The 11,738-nt window shown below is 61.9% G+C and carries 9 protein-coding genes; 4 read left to right on the plus strand and 5 right to left on the minus strand.

Annotation, left to right across the window (positions count from 1 at the left end):
* Positions 1 to 12: 12 nt before the first annotated feature.
* The 3 genes from GTQ41_RS13050 to GTQ41_RS13060 form a co-directional block, all read right to left on the minus strand.
* Positions 13 to 1,026 carry an aldo/keto reductase gene (locus GTQ41_RS13050; RefSeq protein ID WP_047294268.1) on the minus strand — a complete coding sequence of 338 codons (1,014 nt, stop codon included), beginning with the start codon at positions 1,024 to 1,026 and terminating at the stop codon, positions 13 to 15.
* Between the two features lie 68 nt (positions 1,027 to 1,094).
* Positions 1,095 to 1,994, minus strand: a complete 900-nt coding sequence (locus tag GTQ41_RS13055) for a LysR family transcriptional regulator (RefSeq protein WP_047294270.1) — start codon at positions 1,992 to 1,994, stop codon at positions 1,095 to 1,097.
* Between the two features lie 177 nt (positions 1,995 to 2,171).
* Positions 2,172 to 3,482 (minus strand): MFS transporter, encoded by a 1,311-nt coding sequence (locus tag GTQ41_RS13060; RefSeq protein WP_041063709.1) that lies wholly within the window; start codon positions 3,480 to 3,482, stop codon positions 2,172 to 2,174.
* A gap of 172 nt (positions 3,483 to 3,654) precedes the next feature.
* Between GTQ41_RS13060 and GTQ41_RS13065 the strand changes: the two genes are divergently transcribed.
* From GTQ41_RS13065 to GTQ41_RS13080, 4 genes are all read left to right on the plus strand, one after another.
* Complete coding sequence (locus GTQ41_RS13065) at positions 3,655 to 4,776, plus strand: sugar diacid recognition domain-containing protein (RefSeq protein WP_047294272.1); 1,122 nt, start codon at positions 3,655 to 3,657, stop codon at positions 4,774 to 4,776.
* Positions 4,777 to 5,021: 245 nt separating this feature from the next.
* Positions 5,022 to 6,161, plus strand: coding sequence for a glycerate kinase (locus GTQ41_RS13070; protein WP_047294274.1), 1,140 nt, complete (start codon positions 5,022 to 5,024; stop codon positions 6,159 to 6,161).
* A 288-nt stretch (positions 6,162 to 6,449) separates the two neighbouring features.
* Positions 6,450 to 8,075 carry a methyl-accepting chemotaxis protein gene (locus GTQ41_RS13075; RefSeq protein WP_217325515.1) on the plus strand — a complete coding sequence of 542 codons (1,626 nt, stop codon included), beginning with the start codon at positions 6,450 to 6,452 and terminating at the stop codon, positions 8,073 to 8,075.
* Between the two features lie 41 nt (positions 8,076 to 8,116).
* Entirely contained in the window at positions 8,117 to 9,304 is a 1,188-nt protein-coding gene (locus GTQ41_RS13080; protein ID WP_047294279.1) for a pyridoxal phosphate-dependent aminotransferase, read from the plus strand.
* A 142-nt stretch (positions 9,305 to 9,446) separates the two neighbouring features.
* Here GTQ41_RS13080 and GTQ41_RS13085 read toward each other — a convergent pair whose 3' ends face one another.
* Positions 9,447 to 10,424 carry an NAD(P)-dependent oxidoreductase gene (locus GTQ41_RS13085; protein ID WP_047294282.1) on the minus strand — a complete coding sequence of 326 codons (978 nt, stop codon included), beginning with the start codon at positions 10,422 to 10,424 and terminating at the stop codon, positions 9,447 to 9,449.
* Positions 10,425 to 10,438: 14 nt separating this feature from the next.
* A complete protein-coding gene (locus tag GTQ41_RS13090; RefSeq protein WP_047294284.1) occupies positions 10,439 to 11,737 on the minus strand; it encodes an MFS transporter in 1,299 nt (432 codons plus the stop codon).
* Position 11,738: the final 1 nt, after the last annotated feature.

Consider the following 11,738-nt stretch of genomic DNA (forward strand, 5'->3'; position numbering starts at 1 on the left):
CTTGTGAGGCTTTCAGGCCTGACGCGGTTTACGGCCCGACACAAAATGGCTCACATCGTTGAACCCCGGTGTCGACGCGTGCCCCGGGGTCACGAGCGAGTCGATAAACGCTTCATCTTCCGCCGTGATCTGCACCGCCTGCGCCTTGGTGTAAGCGTCCCACTGCTGCTCGGTGCGCGGCCCGACGATCGCCGAAGTCACCGCACTGTTGTTCAGTACCCAGGCAATCGCGAATTCGACCATGCCCACGCCACGGCCTTGGGTGTACTGCTGGATCTGCTGAGCAATGCGCAGCGATTCAACCCGCCATTCGGTTTCCAGAATGCGTTTGTCCTGACGCCCGGCGCGGCTGTTGGCATCCGGCGTGACATCGGGTGCATATTTGCCGCTGAGCACGCCGCGGGCCAGCGGGCTGTAAGGCACCACGCCGAGGCCATAGGTCTGCGCGGCGGTGATCTGTTCGGTTTCGGCCTGGCGGTTGACGATGTTGTACAGCGGCTGGCTGATCACCGGGCGGTCGATCCCGAGCTTGTCAGCGATGCGAATCACCTCGGCGATGCGCCAGCCGCGATAGTTCGACAGGCCCCAGTAACGAATCTTGCCCTGGCGAATCAGATCACCAATCGCCGACACGCTGACTTCCAGCGGCGTGTTGTGGTCTTCGCGGTGCAGGTAATAGATGTCGAGATAGTCGGTACCCAGGCGCGTGAGGCTGGCCTCCAGACCGTTGAAGATGTGTTTGCGGCTCAAGCCGCTGCGGTTCGGCACGCCATCCACCGGGCCGAAACCGACCTTGGTGGCCAACACCCATTCGTGACGATGGCGGGCAATCGCTTCGCCGACGATTTCTTCCGAGCGGCCGTTGGTGTAGACGTCGGCGGTGTCGATGAAATTGATGCCCTGATCCCAGGCCTTGTCGATGATGCGCAGTGAGTCTTCAGCGCTGGTCTGCTCGCCAAACATCATCGTGCCGAGGGTGAGGGTGGACACCTGTAACCCCGAGTGCCCCAGTGTGCGATAGCTCATGCCGAAATCCTTTTATCGGTGGGAAAGCTTCCATCAAATACCAGAAGCGTCCGACGGGGCAAAGTGAATTATCGGCTGAGTGCCGCGCAACGCGTTTGCAAAAACGCCTGCAGCACCCGAACGCGCTCGGACACTTGCACCCGATGCGGGCAGAGCAGATTGAACGGCACGCTCTCGCCATGCCAGTCATCGAACAGCGTCAGCAGGCGTCCGCTGCGCACGTCCTCGGCGATGTCCAGCCACGCCTTGTAGGCAATGCCATGCCCGGCCAGCGCCCAGCGCCGCGCGACTTCGCCGTCATCGCTGAGATAGTCACCGTGGACTTCAACTTCCAGCGTTTCGTCCTCGCGACTGAAGCGCCAGGTGTTGTAAGGCCGGCCGTTGCGCAAATAGAGCAGGGCGCTGTGCTCGTTTAGTTCGCCGGGATGTTGCGGGGTACCATGGCGAGCCAGATAGTCCGGGCTGGCGCAGGCTACCCGTCGATGCGCCGGCAGAATCGGCAGCGCCACCAGCGTCGAGTCGCTGGGCACGCCGAAGCGCAGCGCGACATCCACCGTTTCGCGAAACAGATCGGCGTGCCGATCGTTGAGCAGCAGTTGCAATTGAATATTCGGGTGTTCGCGTTTGAAATCATCCAGCCATGCCAACAATACGTTGCGCCCGAAATCCGACGGCGCCGCCAGTTGCAGCACCCCACTGAGGCCTTCGCCGTGTTGCTTGAGCGCTTGTTCGCCTTCGGCCAGGGCAGACAAGGCAATGCGTACGCTGTCGAGATAGCGCCGACCTTCTTCGGTCAGGCGCATGCTGCGCGTAGAGCGCGCGAGCAGGCGGATGCCTAGGCGGGTTTCCAGCCTCTTCAGTGCAATGCTGGCAGCGGCCGGCGTCAGTTCCAGCGCGCGGGCAGCGGCGGAGATACTGCCGGAGTCGGCAACGCGGACGAAGATCTCCAGATCGAGAATCGAGCTCATTGGTAAAAATCCTTTAAAAAACTGTGCGTTTTTGCGGGATTTTTCCGTGATTGGCAAGAACTGACGCGGCAATCAATGAGCAAAAAAAGATCGCAGCCTGCGGCAGCTCCTACACGGAAATACGTGTTTCCCTGTAGGAGCTGCCGCAGGCTGCGATCTTTTGATCTGCAAGCGTAATTACGCGCGCAGCGTCCGCGTCATGCGCAATGCCAGCAAACTCCCGCCAACAATCACACCCGCCAGCAGATACAACGCCGCATCGGTCGACCCGGTGCTGTCCTTGACCCAACCCACCAGGTACGGGCTGAGGAAACCGGCCATCTGCCCCATTGAGTTGATCAACGCCAGGCCACCGGCCGCCGCGCCCGCGCTCAACAGCGCGGTCGGCACTGGCCAGAACATCGGCAGACCGGTCAGCGCGCCCATGGTTGCAAGGGTCAGGCCGAGGATCGCGATGGCCGGGTTGGCGGCGAAGTTCACCGCGATCAGCAGACCGAGGGCGCCCATCAGCATGGGCACCACCAAGTGCCAGCGACGTTCTTTGCGCAAGTCCGCCGAACGCCCGACCAGCAGCATGAACACCGCCGCCAGCAGATACGGAATCGCGCTCAACCAGCCGATCACCAGGTTGTCGCTGAAGCCGAGGTTCTTGATGATCGACGGCAGCCAGAAGTTGATCGCGTACACGCCGCTCTGGATGCAGAAGTAGATCAGGCCAAACGCCCAGATCGCCGGGTTCTTGAACACCGCGAGCAACGAGTCGGAGGTGGTTTTCGGTTTGTTCGCCAGGTCTTCGGCCTGATCGGCTTCAAGCACCGCACGCTCGTGCGGGCTCAGCCACTTGGCGTTGGCAAAGCTGTCGCTCAGCAGGAAATAGGCGAGGGCGCCGAGGATCACGGTCGGAATGCCTTGCAGCAGGAACATCCACTGCCAGCCCGCCAGGCCGCCCTGGCCGGCGGCGAAGTGGTTGAGGATCCAGCCGGAAAACGGGCTGCCGAGCAGGCCCGAAACCGGGATTGCCGACATGAACAGCGCCATGATCCGTCCACGGCGAAACGTCGGGAACCACTGCGAGAGGTACAGCACCACACCGGGGAAGAACCCGGCTTCGGCCGCACCGGTGAACAGGCGCAGGGTGTAGAACTGGGTCGGCGTGGTGACGAACAGCAGGCAGGTCGACAGCGTGCCCCAGGTGATCATCATCAGCGCGATCCAGCGCCGTGGGCCGAACTTGGTCAGCGCGAGGTTGCTCGGTACGCCGCACAGCACGTAGCCGATGAAGAAGATCCCGGCGCCGAGGCCGTACACGGTTTCGCTGAATTTCAACGCGTCGAGCATCTGCAGTTTGGCAAAGCCGACGTTGACCCGGTCGAGGTAGTTGAACAGGTAGCAGATGAAAATGAAGGGAATCAAACGCAGGGTGATGCGTTTGTAGACGGCGTTTTTACCGTCGTCGATGGTCTGGGTAGCTGCGGCGCTCTGCGACATAGCGGCTCTCTCTTTATTATGATTTTTTGCGATGCACAGGTTAACGTTGATCGCCCTGAGAGTCTCGGCCACCTGTGGCCGGATTGTCTTTGTGCCTGAGCACAGGGTTTGCCGCCAGACCCTGTGCGGGTGAACAACCGTCCGCCGCCGTTGCTTAAGGATTTTGCCGATCATGTTCGAACTCGATCACGACCTCGCTCAGGATATCGTCGACCGGGCCATGGCCATTTTGCCCTACAACGTCAACGTCATGGACAGCCAGGGGCTGATCCTCGGCAGTGGCGAGCCGGAGCGCATCAACACCCGCCACGAAGGCGCGCAACTGGTGCTGGCCAACGGCCGCGTGGTGGAAATCGATGCGCAAACCGCGGTGCATCTCAAAGGTGTGCAACCGGGGATCAACCTGCCGCTGTTGCTTGATCAGCGCCTGATTGGCGTGCTCGGCATTACCGGCGAGCCGGAGCAACTGCGCACCTACGCCGAACTGGTGCGCATGACTGCCGAAATGCTCGTTGGTCAGCGCAATCAGCAGGCCGAGCAGCAATGGCGGCGCCAGCGTTGCGATGACCTGCTGGCGTTGCTGTTGAGCGACGCCGGCGACTCGCCGCGGCTGGTCGATGAGGCGCAGCAACTGGGGCTCAAGCCGCAGTTGACCCGGGTGCCATACCTGTTCGAGCTGGGCCTGGAACAAGGGCCGGGACAAACCGTCGAGGCGCTGAGTGCGTGGCTGACCTCGCGCTACCCGGACAGCTGGTGCGTGAGTTCGGCCAAGTCATCGCTGCTGTGGTGCCGGCCCGCCAGTCAGACGGTTGAGCATGATCGTTTGCTGGAAAAGCTCGATGGCCAGGGTTGGAACATTCTGCGCATTGCCGTCGGCGGGCAGGCGGATGGGCTGGCCGGTTTGCGCCGCTGTTATCGACGGGTCGGTGATCTGCTGGCGTATGGGCGGGAGGTACTGCCGCAGTCGCGACTGCTGACGCTCAATCGCTATCGTTTGCCGGTGATGCTCTGGCGCCATCGCAACGACGACGCGCTGGATGAACTGCTCAAACCGTTGCGCAAAGTGATTGCCAAGGACGGTAACGGCCAGTTGCTCGCGACCCTGCGCAGTTGGTGTGAACACGACGGCCAGAGCCAGGCCTGCGCCGATGCACTGGGCATTCATCGCAACAGCTTGCGTTACCGGATGGAGCGGATTGCCGAGATCAGCGGAGTTGATCCGTTGCGGCTGGACGGGATGTTGGCGTTGTACCTTGGGGTGCAATTACTGCCGCAGACTGATCCGGCGGTATGAGTTGTTCTTAAGGCCGCCATCGCTGGCAAGCCAGCTCCCACAGGTTACAAGGTGATTACAAGTTATGTAGCCACTGAAGATCCCTGTGGGAGCTGGCTTGCCAGCGATGAGGCCAGAGCATTCGGCATCAAGTCCAAGGCTTTTGTAGAAATGAACAATAAACGCCAACCGCCCTTGTGCAGCGGACCGGCGTCAATGCGCAGGCCGACTGGCAGCATGAGGTGCATTGGAACTGGAGAATTCGCATGAAAATCGTCATCGCCCCCGATTCGTTCAAGGACAGCCTGAGTGCCCAAGGCGTTGCCGAGGCCATTGCGCTAGGGCTGGCGCAAGTCTGGCCACACGCCACGCTGGTCAAATGCCCGATGGCCGACGGCGGCGAGGGCACGGTGGAATCGATTCTTGCTGCCTGTGAAGGCGAACTGCGCCGGATGCGGGTGCGCGGGCCGCTGGGCACTCCGGTCGATGCGGCGTGGGGCTGGTTGCCGCACAACCACACCGCGATCATCGAAATGGCCGAGGCCAGTGGTTTGCAGTTAGTGCCTACGGGGCAGCGCGATGCCTGCATCACCAGCACCTTCGGCACCGGTGAACTGATTCGCGCCGCGCTGGATGCCGGCGCGCAACGGGTGATTCTGGCCATTGGCGGCAGCGCCACCAACGATGGCGGTGCCGGTGCGATGCAGGCGCTCGGGGTGAAATTGCTCGATGCTCAGGGGCAGGCTCTGGTGCCGGGCGGCCTGGCCTTGGCGCAACTGGCACGGCTGGACTTGAGCGAGCTTGATCCGCGTCTGGCCCACGTGCGCTTCGACATCGCCGCCGACGTCAACAATCCACTGTGCGGGCCGCATGGCGCCTCGGCGATTTTCGGCCCGCAAAAGGGCGCGTCACCGGTACAGGTGCAACAACTGGATCAGGCCCTCGGTCACTTCGCCGACTTCTGCGCGCAAGCGTTGGGCAAAGACGTTCGCGATGAGCCGGGCAGCGGCGCGGCCGGCGGGCTGGGCTTTGCGGCGAAAGCCTTTCTCGGTGCGCAATTTCAAGCAGGCGTGGAAGTGGTGGCCGAATTGGTGGGCCTTGCGGAAGCGGTCGACGGCGCCGATCTGGTGATCACTGGCGAAGGTCGCTTCGACGCGCAGACCCTGCGCGGCAAAACGCCGTTTGGTGTGGCGCGGATTGCCAAAAAACACGATGTCCCGGTCATTGTCATCGCCGGCACGCTCGGCGAGGGTTACCAGGAGCTCTACGAGCACGGCATCGACGCCGCATTCGCAGTCACCAGCGGCCCGATGACCCTGGAGCAGGCCTGCGCCGAAGCTCCACGCTTGTTGCGTGAACGCGCGACTGACATTGCCCGTGTCTGGCGGATGGCAGCGAAATCCTGAGCAAACACTGTAGGAGCTGCCGAAGGCTGCGATCTTTTGATTTTGTTTTTAAAGATCAAGATCCAAAGATCGCAGCCTTCGGCAGCTCCTACAGGGGCGTGTGAGTGTTTCAGTGTTGAAACACCTTGAAAAATATTTTCGCTTTACACGAAATCTTCCTAAAGCGCCGCCGATACAGAGGTCAGGCGCACACAGATTCCCTCGAACAGTGCCGCCGGACTGACCCCGCTCAAGGGCCAGTGATGACGGCAAGGACGCTCGCAGTTACCTCTATCCGAGAGTCCAACCATGTCCTTGCGTAACCTGAATATCGCGCCCCGTGCCTTCCTCGGTTTTGCCTTTATTGCCCTGCTGGTGATCGTACTCGGCGTGTTCGCCGTCAATCGCATGTCGATCATCCGTCAGGCCTCCCTGGAGATGGATTCGACGCAGTTGCCGAGCGTCACCCAACTCGCGGTGGTGACGGAAAATGTCCTGCGCCTGCGTATTCTTTCGTTCCGCGTTCTGGTCAATCGTGAACCGGCCGGGTTGCAGGAAGCCCAGACCCGCATCGGTGCGCTGGTAGACAAGGTGCGCGCTGCTCAGGCCAGTTACGCGGTACTGCCGGCAGGTTCGGAAGAGCGCGCGTTGTATCAGGAGTTCTCGACGACCCTGGACAACTATCTGCAGGCTCAAAACCAGATGTTGGACCTGTCGCGCCAGGACAAGCTCGACGAGATGCGCGCCCTGATCAACACGAAGATCAAGGACGGCACCGACAAGATGGGCGAGCAACTGAACAAGTTGATTGCGATCAACGCCGCCGACGCCAAAACGGCTTCGACCCTGGCGGGCAACCACTACGACAGCGCAATTACCGGCATCGTGATTGTCGCGGTCATCGCAGCACTGGCCACGGTATTGCTGGCCTGGTTGCTGACCCGCAGCATCGTCACCCCGCTGAACCGTGCCGTGCAGGCGGCGCAAACCATCGCTGGCGGCAACCTGACCCAGTCGATTGAAGTGGATGGCAAAGACGAAGCCACACAATTGCTGCAAGCCTTGTCGACGATGCAGACCAATCTGCGCAAAACCATCGAACAGATCGCCGGCTCCGCCACTCAATTGGGCGCTGCAGCCGAAGAGCTGAGCGCGGTCACCGAAGAAGCCTCCCGTGGCCTGCAACAGCAGAACAACGAGATCGAACAGGCCGCCACCGCCGTCAACGAAATGACCGCCGCGGTGGAAGAAGTGGCACGCAACGCGGTGTCGACCTCCGAAGCCTCGAACCAGTCGACCCAGGCCGCCCGCGAAAGGCGCGATCAAGTGGTGAAAACCGTCGACGCGATCCAGACCATGACCCATGACGTGCAGAGCACTGCACAAATGATCGAAGGCCTCGCCGCGCAGGGGCGTGACATCGGCAAGGTGCTGGACGTGATCCGCGCCATCGCCGAACAGACCAACCTGCTGGCCCTCAATGCGGCGATCGAAGCGGCGCGTGCCGGTGAGGCCGGACGTGGTTTTGCGGTGGTGGCGGACGAAGTGCGCGCCTTGGCCCATCGCACCGCGCAGTCGACTCAGGAAATCGAAAAAATGGTCGCCGGTATTCAGAACGGCACCGGTGAAGCCGTGTCGTCGATGCAGCAAAGCAACCAGCGCACCCAGACCACGCTGGAAATGGCTCGTGCCGCTGGCGTGGCACTGGAGCAGATTACCCAGTCGATCCATCAGATCAACGAGCGCAACCTGGTGATCGCCAGCGCTTCGGAAGAGCAGGCGCAGGTCTCGCGTGAGGTCGACCGCAACCTCGTCAACATCCGTGACCTGGCCACGCAATCGGCTGCCGGGGCCAACCAGACCAGCGCCGCGACCCATGAACTGTCGCGTCTGGCGGTGGATTTGAACGCGATGGTGGCGCGGTTTGTGATTTGACCTAGGGTGAAGGCTGGAGACCGCGCCATCAGGAGACGTACATGCGCTATTCAGCCTTGACCCAACGCATCGCCGGGGAGGGGGCAGCGGCCTGGCAGATTCATGACCGCGCGCTGGCGTTGCGCGCCGAGGGAGTCGACATTCTGCTGCTGAGCGTGGGTGATCCGGATTTCGACACGCCGCTGCCGATCATTCACGGCGCCATCGACAGTCTGCTGGCTGGCGATACGCATTATTCCGAAGTGCGTGGCCGACTGGCGTTGCGCAAGCTGATCGCCGCTCGCCACCAGCGGCGCAGCGGTCAGGTGGTGGATGCCGAGCACGTGATCGTGCTGCCCGGTGCGCAATGCGCGGTGTATTCGGTCGCTCAATGCCTGCTGGATCCGGGTGACGAGGTGATCGTCGCCGAGCCAATGTACGTGACCTACGAGGGCGTGTTCGGCGCGTGCGGCGCGACGGTGGTGCCGGTACCGGTACGGCCGGAAAACGGCTTTCGCGTTGACCCCGCCGATGTCGCCGCGCGGATCACGCCGAAGACCCGCGCGATGTTGCTCAACAGTCCCAATAATCCTTCCGGCGCGAGCCTTTCCCTGCTGATCTGGCAAGCGCTGGCGGCGCTGTGCGTGCGTCACGATTTGTGGCTGATCAGCGACGAGGTCTACAGCGATCTGCTTTACGAGGGCGAGCACATCAGCCCGGCGAGTCTGCCGGGCATGGCCGAACGCACGGCGACCATCAACAGTCTGTCGAAATCCCACGCCATGACTGGTTGGCGCATCGGCTGGTCGATCGGGCCGAAAGCGCTGGCCGAGCATCTGGTGAACCTGTCGTTGAGCATGCTGTTCGGTCTGCCGGATTTTGTGCAGAAAGCAGCAGAGGTCGCGTTGGCAAGAGATCTGCCGGAGGTGACGCAGATGCGCGAGGAATATCGGTTGCGTCGCGATCTGGTGTGCGAACGCTTGCGCGGTTGCCCGGGGCTGCAGCCGATTCGCCCGGATGGCGGGATGTTCGTGATGGTCGATGTGCGCCAGACCGGGTTTGGTGCGCAGGCATTTGCCGAGCGGCTGCTGGAAGGTTACGGGGTGTCGGTGCTGGCCGGTGAGGCCTTCGGGCCGAGTGCGGCGGGGCATATTCGCATCGGGCTGGTGCTGGACCGGGTGAAGCTGGCGGATGCCTGTGCACGGATTGCGTTGTGTGCGGTGCAGTTGTTGCAGGCGCGCAGTGCCTGACAGTTTTGTGTTGCCTGTCCCGGCCTCATCGCTGGCAAGCCAGCTCCCACAGGGTTTTGTGTCGTTCTGAAATGTAATGAACACTGAAGAACCTGTGGGAGCTGGCTTGCCAGCGATTTGGACAGAACAGCCACTGAAGATCTCAGCCCTGCCAAGCCGCTGGATTCACCAGATTAGCCGGCTTCTCCCCAGCCAAAGCCACCAGCAGATTGTCCACCGCACACCGCGCCATCGCCTCCCGCGTCTCATGTGTCGCCGAACCCATGTGCGGCGTTGCCACCACATTATTCAGCTGCAACAACGGCGAGTCATGATTCAGCGGTTCACGCTCGAACACATCCAGACCCGCCGCGCGAATCCGTTGATGGCGCAGCGCGTCGATCATTGCCGCTTCATCGACCACTTTGCCGCGAGAGATATTGATGAAGATGCTCTCGGGGCGCATCAACGCAAATTGCTCGGTGCCGATCAAACCTTCGGTCTGCGCGGTCAGCGGCAGGGTCAGGCAGATGAAATCCGCCTCTTGCAGCAGCGCCTCAAGGCTGCGGTACTGCGCGTCAAAACGTGCCTCGACTGCCGGTTTGCGCGACTGGCTGTGATAAAGCACCGGCATGCCAAAACCGAAATGCCCGCGTTGCGCCAGCGCTTCGCCGATGCGACCCATGCCGATGATGCCCAGAGTCTTGCCGTGCACATCGGTGCCGAAATGCGCCGGGCCGATGTTGCGGTGCCACTGGCCGCTGCGCACCATGTTCGCCAGTTCCACCACGCGCCGGGCCGTGGCGAGGATCAGGGCGAAGCCAGTGTCAGCGGTGGTTTCGGTGAGCACATCCGGGGTGTTGCTGAGAAGGATCTTGCGCCGGCTCAGGTAGTCGATGTCGTAGTTGTCGACACCGACCGAAACGCTGGCAATCGCCTGCAGGTGCGGCGCCAGATCGAGCAGCGCGGCGTCAAGTTTCAAGCTGGCACCGAGCAAACCGTGGGCGCTCGGCAAGGCGTCGCGCAGCTTCATCAGGCCGTCGGCGTCGAGGGTTTCGATCAGCGTCACGTCACAGTGTTGCTGCAGGCGCGTCATCAGCGCCGGCGACAGTTTTTTGTACAGCACGACTTGCTTTTTCATGGGCAAAAATCTCTTCAGGAATGCGCCGGCACGGGACGCGTGGCAACGGCTTTGGCCACGACACGATCACTGGCGCCGGGCTTGAGAAAAATCGTCAGCACCACCGACAGCAGCAACGCGCCGCTCATCAGCAGGTACGAAGCGCCGGGCGAGCCGGTGGAGCTGTTCAGATAACCGACCAGGTACGAGCCGCCGAACGAACCGAGCGCGCCCATGCTGTTGATCAGCGCCATGGCACCGCCGGCGACGTTGGCCGGAAGGATCTCCGGAACGATGGCGAAGAACGGCCCGTACGGCGCGTACATGCAGGCGCCGGCGATCACCAGCAGCGTGTAGGACCACCAGAAATGTTCCGCGCCCAAGGCGTAGGAGCCGTAGAACGCGATGGAGGCGATCAGCAGCGGCGGCCAGACGAAGCGTTTGCGCTTCTGCAGTTTGTCCGAGCCCCACGACACCGCGAGCATGCCGATCACCGCCGCCAGATACGGCAACGCCGACAGCCAGCCGGCTTCGATCATGTCCATTTGCGCGCCGGCCTTGAGGATCGACGGCAGCCACAGCACGAAGCCGTAGACGCCGATGCTCCAGCAAAAAAACTGCAGCGCCAGAATGATCACCTTCGGCGAACGGAAGGCTTCGGCGTAGTTCTTCACCGCTTTGATCCCGACCTGTTCGGCGGCGAGAGCGCTTTCCAGATCGTGCTTTTCCTGATCGCTCAGCCACTTGGCCTGAGCCGGACGATCATCGGCCAGTTTCCACCAGATAAACGCCCAGAGCACCGCTGGCAAGCCTTCGATGATGAACATCCAGCGCCAGCTGAAGTGCTGCACCAGATAGCCCGAGACCACCGACATCCACAGCATCGTGACCGGGTTGCCGAGGATCAGAAAAGTGTTGGCCCGCGAGCGCTCGGCACGGGTGAACCAGTGGCACAGGTAGACCAGCATCGCCGGCATTACTGCGGCCTCGACCACGCCGAGCATGAAGCGGATGACGATCAGCCAATAGGCATTGGAGACCACGCCGGTCAGCGTGGCGAGCCCGCCCCAGAAGATCAGGCTGAAGAAAATCAACTTTTTCACGCTGTGCTTTTGCGCGTAGATCGCCCCGGGCACCTGGAAGAAAAAGTAGCCGAGGAAGAACAGCGCCCCGAGCAATGAAGACAGACCCGGGGTGATCATCAGGTCCGCGGCCATGCCCGAGGCGGCGGCGAAGCCGTAGTTGGCGCGATCGAGATACGCCAGGCTGTAGGTGATGAACACGATCGGCATGATGTACCACCAGCGGCGGGCGGCGAGTGTTGCGGTTTTCATG

The organism is Pseudomonas sp. AN-B15, assembly GCF_019056475.1.
GTDB classification, from domain to species: Bacteria; Pseudomonadota; Gammaproteobacteria; order Pseudomonadales; family Pseudomonadaceae; genus Aquipseudomonas; species Aquipseudomonas parakoreensis.

Bases quoted from the DNA above. Each gene is read 5' to 3' on its own strand.
- GTQ41_RS13050 (WP_047294268.1), bottom strand. From the start codon at position 1,026: ATGAGCTATCGCACACTGGGGCACTCGGGGTTACAGGTGTCCACCCTC.
- GTQ41_RS13055 (WP_047294270.1), bottom strand. From the start codon at position 1,994: ATGAGCTCGATTCTCGATCTGGAGATCTTCGTCCGCGTTGCCGACTCC.
- GTQ41_RS13060 (WP_041063709.1), bottom strand. From the start codon at position 3,482: ATGTCGCAGAGCGCCGCAGCTACCCAGACCATCGACGACGGTAAAAAC.
- GTQ41_RS13065 (WP_047294272.1), top strand. From the start codon at position 3,655: ATGTTCGAACTCGATCACGACCTCGCTCAGGATATCGTCGACCGGGCC.
- GTQ41_RS13070 (WP_047294274.1), top strand. From the start codon at position 5,022: ATGAAAATCGTCATCGCCCCCGATTCGTTCAAGGACAGCCTGAGTGCC.
- GTQ41_RS13075 (WP_217325515.1), top strand. From the start codon at position 6,450: ATGTCCTTGCGTAACCTGAATATCGCGCCCCGTGCCTTCCTCGGTTTT.
- GTQ41_RS13080 (WP_047294279.1), top strand. From the start codon at position 8,117: ATGCGCTATTCAGCCTTGACCCAACGCATCGCCGGGGAGGGGGCAGCG.
- GTQ41_RS13085 (WP_047294282.1), bottom strand. From the start codon at position 10,424: ATGAAAAAGCAAGTCGTGCTGTACAAAAAACTGTCGCCGGCGCTGATG.
- GTQ41_RS13090 (WP_047294284.1), bottom strand. From the start codon at position 11,737: ATGAAAACCGCAACACTCGCCGCCCGCCGCTGGTGGTACATCATGCCG.